This window comes from Pseudoalteromonas sp. T1lg65, assembly GCF_051930985.1.
Taxonomy (GTDB): domain Bacteria; phylum Pseudomonadota; class Gammaproteobacteria; order Enterobacterales; family Alteromonadaceae; genus Pseudoalteromonas.
In genome coordinates, this window is sequence record NZ_CP196837.1 from 2,282,590 (window position 1) to 2,302,902 (window position 20,313).

Here is a 20,313-nt window from a genome sequence, read left to right on the forward strand (position 1 = left end):
CTGTCATAGACATCACTTACTCTACACTCGCTCTCCGGGCACATGTTGATCTAGAGCAAGACCATCAACTATCGCGATTATAAATTCGACTGTCCATCCAATAAATTGAGATATCTCTCGTTAACACCTTAAAGTCGCTAGCCGCCAATGGGCAATTGTTGTAAAATAACGGCGTTTCTAAGCATTTCTAACTAGCAACTTTTAGAGGAAAACCTGTGAGCGAACAAAAACAGTCTCTTAGTTATAAAGACGCTGGCGTTGACATCGATGCGGGCAACGCATTAGTCGAAAGAATTAAGGGCGTAGTGAAAAAGACCCGCCGTCCAGAAGTAATGGGTGGTATTGGTGGCTTTGGTGCACTATGTGAACTTCCAACTGGGTATAAAGAGCCTGTTTTAGTTGCTGGCACAGATGGTGTTGGTACTAAGCTTCGCTTAGCCATTGACCTTAAAAAACATGACACGGTTGGTATCGACCTTGTCGCCATGTGTGTGAACGATCTTATTGTCCAAGGTGCAGAACCCCTATTTTTCTTGGACTACTATGCAACAGGTAAACTAGATGTTGACGTTGCTGCTGACGTTGTGACTGGCATAGGCAAAGGCTGTGAACTATCTGGCTGCGCTCTTATCGGCGGCGAAACCGCGGAAATGCCAGGTATGTACGAAGGCGATGACTACGATATGGCTGGTTTCTGCACTGGCGTCGTCGAGAAATCAAAAATCATTGATGGTTCAAAAGTCGCTGCAGGCGATCAGTTGATTGCTCTGGCTTCAAGCGGTCCACATTCGAATGGTTACTCTCTGATCCGCAAGGTTTTAGAGGTATCTGGCGCTGATACAAACGCAGAGTTTGAAGGTAAGACTCTGGGTGAACACCTACTTGAACCAACGCGCATCTATGTAAAATCAATTCTAGAACTACTTAAATCAGTAGACGTCCACGCACTATCACACATTACAGGTGGTGGTTTCTGGGAAAACATCCCTCGCGTGCTACCAGAGTCAGCAAAAGCGGTGATCAAAGGTGATAGCTGGCAATGGCCTGCAATTTTCAACTGGCTACAAGACAACGGTAATATCGCAACTCACGAAATGTACCGTACGTTCAACTGTGGCGTTGGTATGATTTTAGTGGTACCTGCAGACAAGCTTGAACAAAGTTTAGATATTCTTAAAGCACAAGGCGAAGATGCTTGGCATATTGGTGAGATCCAAACCGCTGAGGCAGGCCAAGAGCAAGTAGAAATCTTAGGTGGTGCCGAGTAATGGCGCCAACCCGCCTCGTTGTTTTAATCTCTGGTAGTGGTTCAAACTTACAAGCGATTATAGATGCCTGCCAAAGCGGATATATTCGGGGGAGTGTCGTATCTGTTATCAGTAATAAAGCAGATGCTTATGGCCTTACCAGAGCAAAAAACGCTGGAATTGACACTCAGGTTTTAAGCCATAAAGAGTTCGAATCCAGAGAAGCTTACGATGCGGCACTTAGCGATTTAATTGACTCTTTTGATCCAGATCTGGTTGTATTGGCTGGATTTATGCGTATTCTAACTGCGAGCTTAGTGCAAAAATTTCGGGGAAAAATGTTGAACATTCACCCGTCTTTGTTGCCTAAGTATCAAGGGCTGAACACCCACCAAAGAGCAATTGATGCACAAGATGCCTTTCACGGTGCCAGTGTGCACTTTGTGACAGAAGAGTTAGATGGCGGACCTGTTGTGTGCCAGGCAAAAGTGCCAATTTTGCCTAATGACACAGCAGACACGTTGGCTCAGCGAGTACACGAGCAAGAACACAAACTCTATCCTTTGGTGGTCAAATGGTTCAGTGAACGAAGACTAACTATGGAAGCAGATTATGCTGTTTTTGACGACCAGAACTTGCCAGCCGAAGGCGCGCCCTACTCAGAAGAATAACTATATGAGCGCTTTGCTGTTAGGCATAAGCGCTCTTCTTTCCAGCACCACTTTCGCCAACACCATCAACGAATACCACTGTGAATATGAGGTCTCTAGAAAAGGCAAAATTCACGGCACAGCAACCCGGGATTTAACCAAGGTTGCAGAAAAAACCTATGCCGTTCGATATCAGAGTGAAATTGAATGGATGATTTTTTCTGATATCCGAACTGAAGAGTCACTGTTCGAACTCAAGCAAGATAAAATCACGCCACTGCACTACAGCATGAAAAGAGAAGGCACTGGCCCAGATAAAAGCCATAAAATCAAATTTGATCACGCCAGTAAAGAAATTCGCTCTAGCGAAGAGAAATACCCACTCAAGGTTGAATGGCTAGAAAACCAGCAAGATTTGCTGAGTTATCAAGTGCAATTACGACGCGACCTTAAAGCCGGAAAAACCCAATTTAGTTATCCCATTATTGATAAAAACGGTAATCAGCGTAGCTATGATTTTCAAGTGGTCGGCGAGGAAATGATCACCCTGCCCGTTGGCAATATCAACACCATAAAAGTAAAACGCTTATACGATAACAGTGATAGGCAGGCAATCGCTTGGTTTGCACCCGAACATGACCACATGCTAGTTCAGATGTATAAGGGGAAGGATGGCGTTGAGCAATTTAAAATCGCCCTCACTAAATTCGAATTAAACCCCAACTAACTTAAATTGTTTGCTAGCCAGAGCGCTTTGCTCTGGCTTGGATATCTGTATCTAGTGAAAGAGGAAACCGCTAGAACAAAATCCAGATTGCTATTAAACCTTTTCACCTAATTTAAACAGAGCAAATTCGCCGGGTTGTAATTTTTGCCAGCGTTCGTCATTGGTTAATGGCCGTGTAGCAATAACCGTTACAACATCGTCTGGCGTAGTCTCTTGTTGGAAATCTATCACCATATCTGCGTCGATTAAGGTAGCTTGTCCAAATGGCGCACGGCGTGTTATCCAATGAAGGTTGTTGGTGCAATAAGCCAACACGTAGATCCCATCAGTGATCAGCATGTTGAATACCCCTTTATCACGAAGCGTGTCCGCGAGTTTGGCAATATAACGAAAAACTGAAATCATATTTGATGGGCGTGCAGGATATTTTTCTCTGACTTTATCTAAAATCCAACAAAACGCTAATTCACTGTCAGTATTCCCAACGGGACGATAAAATTCCGTTTTCAAATCTTGGTAGTTTGATAGCTGACCGTTATGAGCATAAGTTATCTCTCGCCCCCATAGCTCACGGGTAAAAGGATGGGTATTTTCCAAACAGGTTCTACCCCGGTTTCCTTGGCGAATATGGCTGATCACGGAAACACTTTTTATCGGATACGCTTTAACTAGCTTTGCTATTTCTGATTGGCAACTCGGTTCGGGATCTTTGAAGGTTCGACAACCTTTTCCTTCATAAAAAGTAATCCCCCAGCCATCTTTATGTGGTCCTGTATTACCACCTCTTTCCAGCAGACCCGAAAAGCTAAAACAAATATCCGTTGGTACATTCGCTGACATACCTAGTAATTCACACATGATTACTGTAAACCTTTTAATTCAATATTCGATGTATACAAGACAAATCTATCGCATCGCTGCAAGCGTATGATTGTTTTTATTATCTCTTAGGCGAGAGTAAAGATCACCTTAACATTGAGATTACACTCACTATTTTTTTGTTTTGGTATTACTACCTCAGTTGCGTGCTATAGAAAGCATGCATTACCTTTATATCCAACGTTTACAAAAATAAACTGGCAAGTAAAGAGCTCACATAGAATTCACTACTACGTAGGCTCCGCCTTGTGTAAATGCCAATCAAGCCGCTACATAAACAAACTTAACAGATCAATAGTCCTTCGCTTAATTTACAATATATAACGAAAGAACCAAGGAAATTAAAAAGCTTAAAGCAAAAGCTATTATTGTGCCTTTTTTATCCATATTGGCTATTCTATAGCGTACTACTGCCGTAAATGTTGGTCCTATACCGTCTGTTTGATTATTTGTTTGCAGAATGTCTTGCACCGTTAAATCAAACGTGGCGCAGATAGCTTTCACCGTTTCAGGAGACGCAATGCCTGTTTTTTCTATTCTTTGAATTGTCCGTAAGCTAACACCACTGACTGTCGCTAGGTGGGACTGGCTCCAAGCCTTTAACTCTCTTAGTTGCTTAAGTTTTTCGTTATTAATTTTCATGTCCATTGTGGGTTACTCCGATAATTAATCAAGTCCTGACTATTATCTGAATAACTGCCTCTTTGTGTTACGACATATATATGACAACACTACGTCACCTATATGATATATAGAATTATTTTCCAAAATAGTTAATCTGAACTCAGTAACAGCCGTAACATCGTTACTGCTGGTACAAAGACAAAAAAAAGCGGCCTATAAAGCCGCGATTTTGTTTATGCGTTTAAAACTGCCAGTAGCCGGTCTTTTTCTGGCTGCTGTTGAGTTTCATCAAGCGCGGCTAGATAACTCACGATATAGTTTTCTAGGCTAATGTCTTCACCTTGTAATTTAGCGTCCAACATCGCTACTTGCTGTGACATACGTTCTGCCTGTAATGATTCAGGTGAGCTAAGATTAGTCAAAATCTCCAATCTAAGCAGCAATTGCTCTGGTGCCAGCTGAGTCTGATTTTTTCCTTGCCAAGAGGCAGGGATCGCTTGTTCTTCTGCTACCGCAGTCAGTAAATCAGCAAGCTTTGAACGTCTCTGCTCAGAAAACAGATCATCTAATTTCCGGTTAACCTGCTCTAGCAAACGTGACTTTTCACTTTTAAGCGCGGGCAACACTTCTGTTTCAATGAGCGCTTCTTTTACTGCATTTAGTTCGCTTTGTGTTACCGCTTCAATCAATTTAGTGTCTACATCCGCAAGCTGCTGTCTTTGCTCATTTTCAAGTGTTTGCTGTTGTGCTTTTTGCTGTTCAAACTGCTCACTTCGTTTAGCAAATACGGCATCATTGTGGGCCCGAAACGCTTTCCACAAGTTGTGCTCTTGCTTTGCACCTGCAAAACCAAGTTGCTGCCATTGTTTTTGCAATGTTTTAAGTGTTGCGCACGCTTCAACAAGATCCTCTGCTGACAATTGCTGCGCTGCAATCTCTACCAACTTTGCTTTTTCCACAGCGTTGGCTTCGTGATAGCCCTTTAGCTTGTCATAGAGGTTTTGATTTACTGCTCGATAATGCTTGTTCAGTTTTTGGTAAACCTTGGCGTCGACGTTTCCAGCACTCTTCCAAGCTTTTGACAAGCGGTTAAACTGGCTTTCCAGTTCGCGCCACTCATCAGCACTTTCAGGTTTTGAATCCTGAAAAGATTCAATTTCAGCGATAATGGCTTCACGTTTAAGCTTGGCTTCCTCACGCAGCGCTTCTTGTTGCGCAAAATACTCTCGGCAAGGAGCAAACAGCTGCTCAATCTTCTCATCAAACTGTTGCGCCTGTTGCTTTTCTTCTTCACTTTCAACATGGCCCAACTCATTCCAACGTACTCTAAGTAGTTTCACTTCCTCTGCACGTTTGGCCGGATCAACATCTTGCTCTTGCAGTTTTTCATCTAGGGAGGCGAGTAGTTCAGCGCGTTTTGGAGTTGCTGCATATTTTTGCCAATCTTTCAGCTCTTGCAACGCCTCAGATAAACTTTCATACTGCTTTTCAACCTGCTTTTTATACCCTTCGGTTAGCTGTTCATAGCTTTCCATAAAGCCCTTGAATACACCAAAAGCGACTTTGAAACGACCTTGGTCGATTAAACGCTGCACATCACGCGCTTTTTTCTTGGCTTGCTTCAGCTTAGTTTCTTGGTCTTCACGAAACTCTGCAGTTGCAGACATAAACTGCTCTGAAACCTCTTTCAGTCTGGCTTTTGCCTGCTTAGCTAACATTTTTGGTAATGCATCAAGTGCTTTTTTACAGCTCACAAAAGCATCTTTTTGCTGTGCTACGACTTGGTCGAACTCGCTTAATTCGTTTGGTACTTTAATCGCTTCAAGTGCCGTTAACGCTTGAGTAAATTGTTCGCTCGCTGCAATCATATTTGGTAAGTCAGCCAGCGCTCTGTCAAGCTGCTCTGTTTTGTTTGCGATAGCAGAGAGTTCATCAGTGGTTGCGTATTTTGGTGCAGCAATTTTGTCTTTAAGGGCAGCTAGTCGTGCTGATAAGTCCGTTGCTGCTGCAGCATTAAGCGCTTTACACGCAATTGATACCGTCTGTTCAATAGCCTCTAGTTCTGCGGTGAGTTCTGCAACTTCTAGCGCTCGGTTTTGTGCAACTTGCAATGCGGCTTGTTGCGCATCGTAGGTTTGTTTCAATTCATCAATATGACGATTAAGTTTTTCAGATACCTTTGTATATTTGCTGTCAACTTGCTGCGTGCTTTCTTCGTCAAGCCACTTTAGTTCAATGGCTTGCCACTCTTTGTTTAACTGAGCTGCTTGCTGAGAAACCAACTGATAATCATACTTGTCGCGAAGGGCATTTAATTTCGCTAATACAATGCGGGTTTGCTCTGCCACTTTCTTAGGCATTTCTACTTCAAGTCGTTGCTGCTCTAGCAAGGCGTTCAGCTTTTCAAGGGCTTGGCCTTTTGCTGACTTGATAGCTGAGTTAATCAATTGGTGCTGAACGACTAAATCAAACAAGGCAAGTTGTAGTGTTTCATCGCCTTCTTTAAATTGCTTTTCTATTAGCGTCGCATTACTGAGGCGCTTTAAAAGTTTAACTTTTTTGTCGGTATTTTGCTCAGCTAATGCAACCTTTTCTAACACCTTATTGGACGCATAACGGTCAATAAATTCATTGCGAATAGCTTCTTGTAAGCCATGGTCATGACTGACAACCGCTGAGGTGATTTTTTGCTCTGCCAGTTCTTTTAGATCCTGATCTTGTTTATAAGCTTTCCACCACAGGCCAAGGTCATTAACCTTGTTCAGTACCTTTTTGCGAATTTGCGCTGAGTCGTCCTCAAGTGCCATCGTATGAAGTACGTTGGCGTCTTTTTCTAAATCTAATTTATCAATGGCTTGAGAGCGCACTTCTGATTTAGGGTGTTTCCATTTCGGTGTAAACAGGTGTTTAAAGATCATTTTCACTGAACCTAGCTATTTCGTTATCGGCTTTAAATTCTTGTTGTAATTCACGCTTAGACTTTTGCACCATCTCGCCTTTTTCATTAATGGTGAATTGTTCATTACTTTTGGCGACTTTAGCTTGGTACAACATGACCAGTTGCACCGTTTGCTCTTTTTGCGCGTCTGTCAGTGGACTACCATCAGGCCATTTACCTGTTGAGGCTCCATACTCCAAGCGCTCATATAGCTCTGGAGTGATATTGTTGATTAGACTATCTATGTTCATTACTACTTTTTCTTTTTTAACACCACAAGTAAAGCTCGATTAATCAGGTACCAAAGTGCACCAATTCCGATAGCAATCCTGCACAACAGCATTTCCGTAGAACCTGGAGCTGGTTGCTTTGAATAGATATATAAGAAGCCACCAAGAACAAGGATCAGTGAAACAAACGAGTAATTAAGTAAACTTTGCTGACGTTTTGCTTTTCTTCTCGATGCCATTCGATTTCTATCTTCTTCTGACACATCTCCGAGTTTCACATCACAATGTGGACAGACTTGGTGCTTAGAAGAAATTGATTTACTACAACTTGGGCAGGTTGCAATTGCCATTGTTCGACTCTCCATAAAAAAGGGCACCATTTATGGCGCCCTATTCTACTATCTTTAACAAACCTTGTCCTTAACTGAACAAATAATTTTAGGCACCGTTTTCTTTACGTTGCTGATGGTTTGATTGTTGTGGCTTGCTTTGCTCGTTGCCATGCTGCTCATTAAAATCATGCCAGTACTCTTCAACCGAGGTTTTCATCTCTTTGCGCAGTAATAAAATACCAAACAAGTTAGGTAGAGTCATAACCACAATTGCCACCGCGGCCAATTTCCAAACTAGTGTTGTATCTGCAAAAGACGCCCAGAAGAAGCCTGCAACGTAGAATACTCGATATGGCATAACCGAGCGGCTACCTAACAAATAAATCATTGCTCGGTCACCATAGTAAGACCACGCAATTGCAGTAGAAAACGCAAACAGCAATAAGCCGATGGAAACGATGTATTTACCACTTTCACCGAAGAAACCGCGAGTAAACGCTTTAGTGGTTAGCTCAGCTGAGTGCACCAAAGACAAGCCTTTAACACTGATACTACTGTCGGTTGGCAAACCATCTTTAATCTCAACCGTTCCGGTATATTTATGTTTATCTGTGATACCAAAACGAATTTCTTCACCGATTGAGCGCGAGTGCAATACAGTAAAGTCATTGCTAACAGCTTTGCCCTGCACCACTTCGATATTACCGTTGTACAAAGTCACGCTGTCTTCGTTAACGTCATTGATATACTCAAATAATGCCTGCTTGTGCTCTGGGTTATCCTCGTGGTAATTACCTTTTAAAATCACCATAGATGAACGTTCGAAAGTAGTTTCAAACTTTTCTGTCCATACACCAGAAGAAAGAATAACTAAACCGGTTAACGTACAGATGATAATGGTATCGATGAATGGCTCTAAAATTGAAACCATACCTTCAGAAACTGGTTCGTCTGCTTTTGCCGACGCGTGTGCGATTGGTGCCGAACCTTGACCTGCTTCGTTAGAGAACAAACCACGGTTTACGCCACGGTTAAATGCATAAGCAAAGGAAGCCCCTAGGAAACCACCCGCTGCGGCAGAACCGGTAAAGGCATCGGTAAACACCGCAAAAAACGACGGCATGATGTTTTCCGCGTTATAAAAAATAACCCCAAAGGCGCCAACGATGTATACCGCAGCCATCAATGGCACAACACGAGAAGTGATCGCAGCAATACGTTTGATACCACCTAAAATAACCAAAGCGAGTAAAATCGATAACACAGCACCCGTTGCCATTGGTGCAAACCCAAAGGTCGACTCCATGCCCTGAGCGATATTATTGATTTGTGGCAAACTACCTGTACCAAATGAGCTAATCACGGTTGCGATTGCAAATAAAACCGCAAGCCATTTCATGTTTAGGCGACGATCCATATAGTACATTGGACCACCGGCCATTGTACCGTCGTCGGTTTGTACGCGATATTTGTGTGAGAGCGTCACTTCCACAAACTTTGTCGTCATACCAAAGAACGCCGTCATCCACATCCAAAAGAGTGCGGCCGGGCCACCAATAGAAATTGCCAGCGCCACACCACCTATGTTTCCTGTACCCACAGTACCTGATAACGCGGTAGACAATGCTTGGAAGTGGGTCGTATCCCCTTCTAGCCCTTTTTTGTCGTATTTTCCGGTAACAACTTTGCAAGCATGTTTAAAGTATCTGATTTGTGGGAATTTCAAGTAAATGGTGAAAAACAAACCCACTCCAAGCAATACATAAGGAAACCATTTCGATCCCCCAAGCAAGCCATCCAAGCTGTCTAAAAAGACTCCTAACGTATCCACTGCCAATCCTCTTCTTGTTGTTTCTTCATTATTATTAAAATACCTTTTTTAGGTATTTTATATCTTATACCAATTGCATTAACTAGTTGAACTGGTTTTCGGCGTAAAACACTGCGGTTAGCGTGATCACGCTCTCATTGCTCAAATAACTACGGCAATTAGTACTAAATTGGTTATTTAAATTGCATAAAGGCGACCCCTTAGGGATCGCCTTTATAATTTTTATCTTAGGTCATCAACGATGTTAACTAGCGCCGCTAATGTGTCTTGACCAAACTGATATGAGCGTCTGTCTGACCAACCGTAGTAAGGGTCTGGTAAGTTCGCGTTGTCTTTGAATGGCATTTCAACCGTATAAGACAGCGCGTTGAACGCTTCACCGACCGCACACGAAGCCACGGTTAAATTAGCTTGGCCTGGCTCATCTTTATCATAGCCATGTTCGTCTTGGAATTCTGGCGTAATCGTTAATAGTGCCGATTTGAATGCTTCTTCTAAGCCTTGTAAACGAGCATCGTAACTTGGAATACCTTCACTGCCAGCGACAAAGTTGTACGGTAACGCTTCGTCACCGTGAATATCTAAGTACATATCCAACCCGGTTTCATGCATCTTATTAAGAACATGAAAAACTTCTGGTGACTTTTCTAAACTCGGTGTCTGCCATTCACGGTTAAGGTTCACCCCTGCGGCATTAGTACGCAGATGACCTCTTACACTACCATCAGGGTTCATGTTTGGCACAATATAGAAAACGGCTTTTGACAATAAAGCAGCTGCATGCGGGTCTTCATCATCAAGTAGTTTGTGTAGTAAGCCTTCAACAAACCACTCTGCCATTGTTTCACCCGGATGTTGACGAGCAGTGATCCAAATGCGTTTTTTCTCTTCTGACGGTTCGCCGATTTTTAACAAGCTAATGTCGCGACCGTCCAGTGTTTCACCCAAAGACTCAACAACACAGTTGTCATTCCCCTGCGCCCAATACAGTAAATCTAAATGACGCTCGTAGCTATAGGGGGCGAAATAAGCAAAGAAAGTGTGACCACATTCTGGTTCAAATTGAATTGTCAGTGTGCCGTTTTCATAGTGACTAGGTACTCGAAACCAAGTTTGGCGATCGTAAGATGCAACCGCCTGATAGTCTTCCCACCCCTCGGGATAAGCTGAGTTTTCTAAGTTTTTTATTTGAATGCTGTGCTCAATAAATGGCGTTGACTCAAGCCTAAAGTGGAACCACTGAAAAAACTCAGATTCGTTGTCCTTATTGATTTCCAGCTGAATATCTTGTGGTCCGTCTAGTTTCACCACGTTAATATTGCCGCTATCAAAATTACTTGTAATCTTCATGAGTTACCTTAATTGGTTTAAAAAACGATGTGTTGTCGTTACTACATTATGCGCGCTCAAAACGGTTTCCTTTTGATTCTGCACGTATAACAATTTACTAAATAATCAAACACTGAGCTGACATCAAATTATTATTATTTTTGTTAGCCGTTTGTAGCCCAAATGGTGCGCACAAGCCTACCACACCTGCGTTTATTCAAAAACAAAAAAAGCCAGCTAACGCTGGCTTTTTTAGCAAATCACGTGATTAACGTGGCAAGCTTGGGAATTTTACTTCTGCCATATCTTGCATTACACGCACCACCTGACAGCTATAACCAAATTCGTTATCGTACCAAACGTAAAGTACAACACGGTCACCATCAACGATTGTTGCTTGAGAATCAACAACACCCGCATAGCGGCTACCCACTAAGTCGGTAGAAACAATTTCAGTTGAAGCAGTGTAATCGATTTGATCACGTAGTTCTGAGTGTAGTGAGGTATCACGTAAGAACTCGTTTAACTCTTCAGCTGTTGTTTCGCTGTTAAGGTTTAGGTTAAGGATAGCCATCGATACATTAGGGGTTGGTACACGAATAGCGTTACCCGTTAACTTACCTTTTAGTTCAGGTAGCGCTTTAGCAACCGCTTTAGCTGCACCTGTTGATGTAATAACCATGTTTAGTGCCGCACTACGACCACGACGCTCAGCTTTGTGGTAGTTGTCGATCAAGTTTTGGTCGTTAGTGTAAGAGTGAACTGTCTCTACGTGACCGTTTTTGATACCAAACTTATCATTTAGTGCTTTAAGTACCGGTGTAATTGCGTTTGTTGTACAGCTTGCTGCAGAAACAATTGTGTCTTCAGAAAGGATATCGCTGTTATTTACACCATATACGATATTTTTGATGTCACCTTTAGCTGGTGCAGTCAGTAGCACTTTAGACGCGCCCTTTGACTTAAGGTGCTTACCAAGGCCATCTTCGTCTTTCCATACACCCGTATTGTCAACAACAAGAGCATTCTCGATACCGTACTTAGTGTAATCCACTTCTTCAGGCGAGTTTGCATAGATAATCTGGATGTAATTACCGTTTGCTTTGATTGCACCTTTCTCGTGGTCAACCGTAATTGAGCCATTGAAAGGACCGTGAATTGAATCACGGCGCAACAGGCTTGCGCGCTTTTCAAGGTCACCATCACGGCCACCGCGAACAACAATTGCACGTAAACGTAAATCAGCGTGAGAGCCGCCACGCTCAATAAGCAGGCGCGCTAATAAACGTCCGATACGACCAAAACCATACAAAACAACGTCACGTGGCTCTGGGCGTTCACCTTGATTAAGTAGCTCAGCAAGCTCAACGTTTAGATATTCTTCAATTGAGCGGCCTTCACCAGCATTTTTGTAGATATAAGCGTAAGCTAGTTTACCCAAGTCAACGCGACCTGGGGCTAAATCCATTGCGCTGATAGCTTCAAGAAATGGAAAGCTTTCGCGTAAACGCAGTTTGCTCTCTTCAAAACGAGCAACCGTTTTGTGAGATTTAATCAAATCAATGGTGCTTGCATTAACTAGCTGACGACCATAAACAGAGATTTCAACCCCTTTATTACGGTACAGACGACCGATTAGCGGCTGCATGTTTTCTGCATAGTCTTGGCGCTCTTGCCAGCTGTTTTGATATTCTTGCTCGTGAGATAAGGTCATTTTTTCTGCCTAATAAACAATTTTCTTTGAACGGATAGCCCTATCGGGCAGGCATATTCTAATTTAAACTGCTTTAATTCTCCACTGTTACCAATCAAATCATTGCGCTAAAATGATTACAAATAGAAACATTGAGGTTCAACTATGGCGTTTAAGAAGTCGCTACTTATCTCTGTGCTTGCTCTGGCGGGGTGCGACAGCCCAATAACTTTAAGTCAAATTTGCGAAGAAACCCCGGGGTTTTGTTCAGATTTGAACAAAGACAGTCACTGTAAAGAACAGCGTGCAGAACTGATTTACGCACGTTATGGTGAGTACAAACAACCTACCGACGAAAACAAATACACGCTATTAAAAGAACTAGAGAGCTATAACAAGTGTGTCGCGCGTGCAGCCAAGATTGAACATATCAAACTAAAAGAAAAAACCACATCTCGAGTTGAAGGTCATTTAACTGCCCTAAAAGAAATGGCACGTATTTATCGTGAAACCAAAGCAACCGACCACCCTGGCCTGCTTTATTATCATTGGTCAAGAAACAACAGTCAGTACGCCATGAATAAGCTGTTGAATATGCAAGAAGATCCGTTAATAAAAAATGACGCTGAAATCCAACTATTCTTAGCGACTTTTTATGCCAAAGTCGATGACGATAAAACGATTGATTTGCTCTATCGTGTACTTGAACTCAATAAAGCGGGCGAAACACCAGACCCGGAAGTCTATGCAAGTTTGGTTAGCATTTTTTATAAGCAGGAAAAGTATAAGCATGCGTACACCTTCGGCAGAATTGCTCAGCTATCTGGTTTTGAGGAAATTGACTTACTGCCTGTCGTACAACACCTTGAAGCCTTGGATAAAGATTTGTCTCCACTTGATACTTTGGCACAAAAGACTTTTGACAGCATTCAAGCTGGAGAGTTTGTAAATCCTAGAGACTTCTAACGGTCGTTAGTGAATAGCGAGCGTTAAGGCACAATTTATCTACCGCCCACTGCTATAAAGGTGGTGGGTGACTCCCGCTTTCCTTTTAAACATTTGAGCCGAACCAGTTCATGTGAACAAGTAGGTGTACAAAAAGGAGTGGGGTTATTTGACTTAATGACTGGAACGACATGCGTAGGTCAATGCATCGAAAATACGGTTTTTATATCCACCATCATAGAGTTTCTCCCATAGTCAGGAAAAAGATCTGTTTGGCCGTTTTAATCCAACCTGTGTATTTTACTATCTAGTCCAAAAGTCAGAGCTGGTACTTGTTCTTTTAATTCTTAAAAACGCCCAAACTAATTTGTTTAGGCGATTTATGCAAGTCAAGCTTTAGAATCAGAGCTTTCCTGTTTTTGAATTTATGTTTGCAACAAACTCTCGCATTGACAGAATGGCAGTTCCTTGCCCTCCAGGTATTCTCTCAATGGAAAACTGAGCATCTTCATATCCTTTACTCGTATGGATCCGTAAACGGCAATCTTTTGCTTGCATCATTTGTTCAAGAATCGAGTAAGGTACAACCACCGCATTTTCACTTTTAGTATAAATCGTTCTAGTGACGTTATTATAATCACCGCCTTCATGATTCGTTAAACGACCTGTTTTGTAAGAGCTAATTTTACCATCAATGTTTATATCTAAGCCTGAAAGGTTTAGATATGAACTGCGACTACTTGATACATCCGAGCTGTAAGACAAAACTAAAGCTACGTAGTCAGGAGACTTGCTACTCCAACGGGCACCTAGTTTAACATTATTACCCCAAGAACCTTCTGCATATAAAAAAGCAGGTGACATATTGACAATTTTTGCATTATCGAAAGTAGATACCTCTTCGGTAACTACACCTATTCCAGCCATTTTTGACATAGAATCAGCCACGGCTGCACAACCATTTAACAGCAGCACTGAAACTATGGTAATTATTGGTTTTCTAAGAGTCGTATACATGTTTAATTCCATTTTAAATTTTTATTTCCACCCAAAAGGTGCTCTGCAACTTTCAGGTTACCACGCTGAAAGTTGGTGTCATTATAACTCGTTAAAGAGCATTTCTTTTATGAAGAAAATATTATACTTTCAGATAGTTAGATGCACAAGGAGTTTGAAAATTGCTTGCGGAGCGACTTGACTTGAGCTGGACAGGCACTTTTAGAAGCAGCAATATCGGGGTCTAATGAAATGGTTCGTTTCAATATCACCAACGAAGGTGTTGTTAAGAAGACTGAATAGAGAGGCAAACCATAATCCACATAAATGTAAATCGCAGACACCGATGTAAATCGCAGATGTAAATCGCTGACATCCACCACGATAAATGTAAATCGCTGACACCCACCACTAATTTGCACCTTCCTAAGATGCCGCCTAAGCTTTAATTCTGCGCTCAATGGAGATGTAAATCACAGACACCCACCACTAATTTGCACCTTCCTAAGATGCCGCCTAAGCTTTAATTCTGCACTCAAAGGATTGAGGAAACCAAACTATGGCAACTGCCCGTAAAAGACAAATCAGTTTAACCGACACCAAATATTACCACTGTATCTCCCGTTGCGTAAGGCGCGCATTTCTGTGCGGTGAAGATAAATTCACTGGAAAATCATACGAACATCGCCGTGATTGGGTTGAAGAAAAGCTCTTGATGTTGGGGTCGGTGTTTTGTATTGATGTCTGTGCTTATGCTGTGATGAGCAATCATACTCACGTAGTTTTATATGTTGACGATAAAAAGGCTAAGCGCCTGTCGGATAAAGCGATTGTGTTACGATGGCACAAGTTGTTTAATGGTAATTGGCTTAGCCATAAGCTTATTGATGGTGAGCCAATCAGTGAGTCAGAGCAGTTGATACTTGATGAGCATATCGCCAAGTACAGAGAAAGGCTCGCAGATATTAGCTGGTTTATGCGGGTACTTAACGAAGACATCGCCCGCAGAGCAAATAAAGAGGATAATTGTACTGGCCGATTTTGGGAGGGACGATTCAAGTCTCAGGCCCTACTGGACGAGGCCGCACTGGCAGCTTGTTTGGTGTATGTAGACTTAAACCCGATTAGAGCCAAAATCGCGACAACACCTGAAACTTCAGACTACACCAGTATCAAGAAGCGTATTGACCACGCAAAGCGTGGAAAGCAATCCAGAAGCCTACTACGCTTTGTTGGCAGCCCTCGAAAACAGATGCCAAAAGGACTACCTTTTGAGCTCAAATCCTATATTGAATTGGTTGATTTAACCGGCAAAAGCATTCGTGCCGATAAACGCGGTAATATCAACGAAGCGCAACCCATTCTCACTCGGCTAAATATAGAACCTAAGAATTGGATAAAACTCACCACGCAATTTTCCCGGGTATTTCATGGTGCAGTTGGCCGAGAGCGAGAAATAACCGCTTACTGCCAAACGCTTCAAAAACGACGACGAACAAACCTAGCAAACTGCGAGCGTTTGTTAGCTTAATAAACCGAGTATTCTCAATTCTACATTTCTAGCTGTTGTATTTACAGTGCATTGTCATGCGCGATAACCCCGTTTTAGTGATGAGATACGCTTGAGCGCCTAGACTCATCCGTTTATGAGCATTTTTGATCCTAGTGATTGAAGTGTTTCCACCCTTTTTTAAAGCTCATTCACTCAGCATGTATTTAGTGGTGGGTGTCTTTAATTTCTCTGTTTAATTTCTCATTTAGTGGTGGGTGTCTTTAATTTCTCTGAATAGATTCAGCTTGATTTTAATAGGCCCACTACTGCCGTAAATCATTCAACAACTCCATTCTCTTTTGATATAACACTAGGCCACTTTATACAGGTAGTGCTAAGCGTGTTTAACCTGAAGAAGTATACCCTAGTGACAATTAACTTCCTTTTATAGGAACATCATTGGTAATATGAGGCATTGAAATTAGGGTGTGACTGTGCAGCAGTTTGTTACCTGTTGCGGGCTGAAAAATGACCCAATCGGTCACTGTAAAATTGTAGAAAAAATAAGGAAGAATGTTTGAAAACCAAGATTAAAGTTTTAACTGGAAAGATATTATTTGAACTTACCATTGTAGCACTAGGCATATTACTAGCTATTGGAATTAATTCTCAGTTTCAGGCATATCAAGAAAATGAGCTAGCAAATAGCCACCTTAAAAAAATACAATATGAAATCACTTCAAACCTCAAAAACCTTAAAGAAGTTAACAATACTTTTGGTAAAAACATTGAACTTTCTGATAGCTATATTTCTCAACTGCAACGCGGAGAGAAAGTTGAACTGAATTATAGCATTAATATATTATCCGTTGATTTTGGGGTTTGGAAGGTTTCCCAGCATAGAGAAGAGCTAGATCAACTACCTGTTGAACTGTTGATATCTATATCAGAAAGTTATCGAGCCTTAGAAAAGGCAGAGTTATATACACTAGAACTAACACTCTCTAAAATTCCAAGAATGTTGGACAACGATATCAAAAGTGAAACCTTCGAAGAAATTTTGAATGAACTTAACTATGCAAAATTTTATTTAGATATTGCTCAAATGAAACTAAAAAAATGCGTTGATGCTATTGAAAAGTATCACTCCAGCTAAGTAAATGATGCAAATCAAAATTATCTTGCTTTATCAGTTACCTTACGGATGCTCAAGGAGGGCTTAACTATGGCAAATTATTTTGCTTACACTGGTATACTTGCTTCATTGTGGATTGTAATCGGTATTTATATCGCTTCGCGGTTTTATCCAAACTACAGTCATTCTAAACAATTTTGTAGCGAGCTTGGCGCTATCGGCAGTCCAACACAAAAAATATCTCCCGTTATCAATAATTATCCACTAGGGATGCTATTTGTTCTCTTTGGCTATTACTTAAGCGTCACTTTCAACGAACATTTACCCACCGTTTTCATAGGCATATTAGTCGCGATACATGGTTTGTGTACATGGCTGTGCGGTTTGTTTCCCATGGATGCAGATGCCTATACGACTACGCCAACAACCAGCTGTAAAATTCATAGTTGGTCAGGAATGATTATGCTGCTGTCACTCAGTATTGCACCGGCAGTCGTAGTATTTTCGAGCTTGTACCCACTCACACTAAAAGTCGTTTCTGTGGTGTGTATTGTTGGCTGTTTTTACTTTTCTTATCGACTTGCAATCGCGTTTAAAGCCAAGACCAATCCGGGGCTCCATCAACGACTCAGTTATGGTTTTCAAATATTATGGTTGTTTACTTATTCGTTGTTTGTAATTTCTTCAACCTTCATACCCGCATCGGTTTCTTTAAGCACAGCTATGATCTGAGATTCTGTAAAACGTGATTTTTTAATCGTTGTCTCCTGATTTTGATATTACAGAAAACTCTAATTAAACATGTCTCATGTTAAGGGAAGTGGACACCAGCTGTAAAATTCATAGTTGGTCAGGTATGATGTAGCACATAAGCATGGTATTGAATTTTCCCTCACAATAGTGGGTAAAAATGCCTCATTTAATTGATATGCAACAAAATGAGGCAATGTGCTATTGCTTAGCGTATATAAACTTCAGCGGTTCCTGGGATGTAGTAAAGTCTTTTGCTGTACTGACCAGCTCGCACTATGCCTTGGAAATTAGGGTTATACATATACACAGCTGAGAAAGCATAAGAGTTAGTTGCATGACTAAACGATGTGAAATTATTTGTTTTACGTAAACAATTCACACCATCGAAGAATAGCGGCGTGTTTGATAAGTCATCAGTTAACGCTTGGCAGTTTGCATTTGCTAGTTCATTTAAATCAAAAATAATATAATTTTCCGACTGGCCGTCGGTGATCATCAATTCAGTCGCACCCGATTTAAGGTAGTTCCATACACTGCTTTCAAGGTAATGGTTAGATTGCACTTCTGAATTGGTTAATTCGTTAACACTAGTATGAAGATATTGACCACGGATAGAGCGAGTATTAACTAAAGTCCAACCACCCTCAGCAGTCGTCATATTGCAGTATACAGACATGCTCGAACCATCGTTTGACTCGATCGTATAAACACCATCAGGTGTTATAGGTTCGTTCATTTGTACATCTTTACAAGATCTTAATGCTCCAGGAGCTAGGTCAAATCTAAAATCTCCAGATTCTTCTGCACTGTTATACCATGTGCCCTGATACAAGGTGTCGGTTAGTCTTTTGCCTAAGTAATAAGTGTTACCGTCCTCTCGAGACGTTGTAAACTCGATAACGGCGTTATTCGCGATAAAATTCCCCGTTAATGAAAACTCATTTGTTTGAGCTGAAAAGTTGTCTCCTGAGCGAGCTATTTCAAGCGCTGCTTTTTGATACTCTACGGTAAAATTACCATCAAGAAATATATCTTTGTATAGATTGATCTGCTGGGCCGATGCACTAAAAGCAATTGCTACGCCAGCGCCGAGTATCATTTTACTATGTTTCATCCCTAAGAATCCTTAATTAACATTTGTATTTTTGAAAGTTTTACTCTTGGTGAGATAATTTCACCGGCAGGAATTATAAATGAGTATTTACGATATGTTTTGGGGCTATACAGACAAGCCATCAACTCAAGCAATCATTATTTAACAACTCAGCAATCAAAAACCAACATATTCAATTCAATTTCAGCTATATCGCAGGTAAAAAAACTTTGCCGACGCCCTTGTCAGCTCGATTCTAATCCACTTTGTAAGATTAAAATAACCTTAAAATAATGTTTTGAACGATGACGAAATAAATTTTTACCCAGCTCTCTTAGCTTGAGCTTTCACCACAACAAAACGCTTAATATCTAGCTGTGGCTGAATAAAAGACCAATTCACATGGTGATTTCCAAGAAATAACACGGTGTCTTTTTTCTAAAGCCCAACACCTACTTTGTTGGAATTATTTAAGGTCTTTTGACAACGCAGAGACATTATCAATATGATTTATTTCTGAGATCTTCAATCACTTTTGCATCCACCCAGTATGGATTTCCTACCCAGTAAATACTGCCATCTTCTTTGACTCTTTCCTCACCTCGCCAAAAAAACAAATATTTTCCATCGGGCGTAACCACTGGACTTTGCTCATACACTGGCGTATTTATTTTGCTACCCATATTGATGGCAGGACCCCAAGTACCGTTCCTTTGTTTAAAACTAATATAGATATCTGGTTTATGCCCACCTTGATTATCTTCTCTCTCTACATCCCACATTAAATAAGATTCATCAGGTGCTACAAATGGATGAGCAATGTAGTCACCCTTATTTATTTCGGGGCCAAGTTTTATCGGATTTTCATACTTACCATTTATCAAACGAGCATAGCCAAGGTTGCCTCTGCCTTTATCTTCCTTTTTAAAAAACGGAAAATAAAAAGTACCATTATCAGACACACTCCTGCCATGAGCCTGTTCTTTTATAAACGCACCAAGGCTTTTGGGTGCTGACCAACCTGTGCTAGTGCGATCTCTATATGCCTTTTCAGAATAAATTCTATTTCCATCTGCTGAGAATAACGGCCATTTAATATCGGTTTCAGTAGCTTCACCCCAACGATTTTGCTCATATCGAATAACAAAAAACCAACGTTGGTTAGTTTTGCCATTTCTTTTGACAAAATAAAACTCCGTCATGTCTGGAGAATAAAATCCTGCTTCAAGTAATCCATCATGGTCCAGCACTTTCGGGGAAAATCGCTTGGGGGTTAGCCCTGGTGGAGTCTCTCCAAAATAGCGACTGCCCGAGACTAGTGATGTGTCGTGACCATGACTTAAGGTGCTGAAAGCGATTATAGAATAGATTAAACACAGGCTGATTCGATTCATGGTTATTCCTTAGTGCTATTAATTA

General features: G+C 41.3%; 17 protein-coding genes and 1 pseudogene. 7 read left to right on the forward strand and 11 right to left on the reverse strand.

Translation table 11 applies throughout. The annotated features are described in order from the left end of the window. The first annotated feature begins 215 nt into the window (after positions 1–215). From purM to ACSLBF_RS09975, 3 genes are read left to right on the forward strand one after another with little or no spacing between them, the layout of a single operon-like run. The gene (gene purM / locus ACSLBF_RS09965) at positions 216–1,268 is read left to right on the forward strand and encodes a phosphoribosylformylglycinamidine cyclo-ligase (protein ID WP_440053267.1); all 1,053 of its coding nucleotides are present in this window, start codon (positions 216–218) and stop codon (positions 1,266–1,268) included. Then, entirely contained in the window at positions 1,268–1,918 is a 651-nt protein-coding gene (gene purN, locus ACSLBF_RS09970) for a phosphoribosylglycinamide formyltransferase (protein ID WP_440053268.1), read from the forward strand. The genes purM and purN overlap by 1 nt, the downstream gene beginning before the upstream one ends. 13 nt (positions 1,919–1,931) lie before the next feature. Then, the gene (locus ACSLBF_RS09975) at positions 1,932–2,624 is read left to right on the forward strand and encodes a DUF3108 domain-containing protein (protein ID WP_440056215.1); all 693 of its coding nucleotides are present in this window, start codon (positions 1,932–1,934) and stop codon (positions 2,622–2,624) included. 93 nt (positions 2,625–2,717) lie between these two features. Here the strand turns inward: ACSLBF_RS09975 and ACSLBF_RS09980 are convergent, their stop codons facing one another. The 8 genes from ACSLBF_RS09980 to ACSLBF_RS10015 all read right to left on the reverse strand — a co-directional run bounded on the left by ACSLBF_RS09980 (position 2,718) and on the right by ACSLBF_RS10015 (position 12,501). Next, positions 2,718–3,482, reverse strand: coding sequence for a class II glutamine amidotransferase (locus ACSLBF_RS09980; protein ID WP_440053269.1), 765 nt, complete (start codon positions 3,480–3,482; stop codon positions 2,718–2,720). Between the two features lie 327 nt (positions 3,483–3,809). Then, positions 3,810–4,151 carry a helix-turn-helix transcriptional regulator gene (locus ACSLBF_RS09985; RefSeq protein WP_440053270.1) on the reverse strand — a complete coding sequence of 114 codons (342 nt, stop codon included), beginning with the start codon at positions 4,149–4,151 and terminating at the stop codon, positions 3,810–3,812. Positions 4,152–4,360: 209 nt separating this feature from the next. Then, entirely contained in the window at positions 4,361–7,045 is a 2,685-nt protein-coding gene (locus tag ACSLBF_RS09990) for a DUF349 domain-containing protein (RefSeq protein WP_440053271.1), read from the reverse strand. Continuing rightward, positions 7,035–7,316, reverse strand: coding sequence for a YeaC family protein (locus tag ACSLBF_RS09995; protein WP_440053272.1), 282 nt, complete (start codon positions 7,314–7,316; stop codon positions 7,035–7,037). The genes ACSLBF_RS09990 and ACSLBF_RS09995 overlap by 11 nt, the downstream gene beginning before the upstream one ends. Before the next feature lie 2 nt (positions 7,317–7,318). After that, positions 7,319–7,645, reverse strand: coding sequence for a hypothetical protein (locus ACSLBF_RS10000; protein WP_440053273.1), 327 nt, complete (start codon positions 7,643–7,645; stop codon positions 7,319–7,321). Between the two features lie 88 nt (positions 7,646–7,733). Then, positions 7,734–9,458, reverse strand: coding sequence for an alanine/glycine:cation symporter family protein (locus tag ACSLBF_RS10005; protein ID WP_440053274.1), 1,725 nt, complete (start codon positions 9,456–9,458; stop codon positions 7,734–7,736). Between the two features lie 222 nt (positions 9,459–9,680). Continuing rightward, positions 9,681–10,808, reverse strand: a complete 1,128-nt coding sequence (locus ACSLBF_RS10010; RefSeq protein WP_440053275.1) for a M14 family metallopeptidase — start codon at positions 10,806–10,808, stop codon at positions 9,681–9,683. A 247-nt stretch (positions 10,809–11,055) separates the two neighbouring features. Continuing rightward, on the reverse strand, positions 11,056–12,501 hold the full coding sequence (locus ACSLBF_RS10015; protein WP_440053276.1) for a glyceraldehyde-3-phosphate dehydrogenase: 1,446 nt from the start codon (positions 12,499–12,501) through the stop codon (positions 11,056–11,058). Positions 12,502–12,645: 144 nt separating this feature from the next. Here ACSLBF_RS10015 and ACSLBF_RS10020 point away from each other — a divergent pair, with 144 nt between their 5' ends. Next, positions 12,646–13,446: a DUF2989 domain-containing protein gene (locus tag ACSLBF_RS10020; RefSeq protein ID WP_440053277.1), complete on the forward strand. Its 801-nt coding sequence runs from the start codon at positions 12,646–12,648 to the stop codon at positions 13,444–13,446. 381 nt (positions 13,447–13,827) lie between these two features. Here the strand turns inward: ACSLBF_RS10020 and ACSLBF_RS10025 are convergent, their stop codons facing one another. Beyond that, the gene (locus ACSLBF_RS10025; protein ID WP_440053278.1) at positions 13,828–14,442 is read right to left on the reverse strand and encodes a hypothetical protein; all 615 of its coding nucleotides are present in this window, start codon (positions 14,440–14,442) and stop codon (positions 13,828–13,830) included. 538 nt (positions 14,443–14,980) lie between these two features. Here ACSLBF_RS10025 and ACSLBF_RS10030 point away from each other — a divergent pair. The 3 genes and pseudogenes from ACSLBF_RS10030 to ACSLBF_RS10040 all read left to right on the forward strand — a co-directional run. After that, a complete protein-coding gene (locus tag ACSLBF_RS10030) occupies positions 14,981–15,952 on the forward strand; it encodes a transposase (RefSeq protein WP_440053279.1) in 972 nt (323 codons plus the stop codon). A gap of 538 nt (positions 15,953–16,490) precedes the next feature. Continuing rightward, positions 16,491–17,069 carry a hypothetical protein gene (locus ACSLBF_RS10035; RefSeq protein WP_440053280.1) on the forward strand — a complete coding sequence of 193 codons (579 nt, stop codon included), beginning with the start codon at positions 16,491–16,493 and terminating at the stop codon, positions 17,067–17,069. Positions 17,070–17,138: 69 nt separating this feature from the next. Further along, positions 17,139–17,657, forward strand: a pseudogene (locus tag ACSLBF_RS10040) (DUF998 domain-containing protein); the annotation flags it as partial. Positions 17,658–18,006: 349 nt separating this feature from the next. Here ACSLBF_RS10040 and ACSLBF_RS10045 read toward each other — a convergent pair. Then, entirely contained in the window at positions 18,007–18,915 is a 909-nt protein-coding gene (locus tag ACSLBF_RS10045) for a fibrinogen-like YCDxxxxGGGW domain-containing protein (RefSeq protein ID WP_440053281.1), read from the reverse strand. 479 nt (positions 18,916–19,394) lie between these two features. Next, a complete protein-coding gene (locus ACSLBF_RS10050; RefSeq protein WP_440053282.1) occupies positions 19,395–20,288 on the reverse strand; it encodes a hypothetical protein in 894 nt (297 codons plus the stop codon). Between the last annotated feature and the right edge of the window lie 25 nt (positions 20,289–20,313).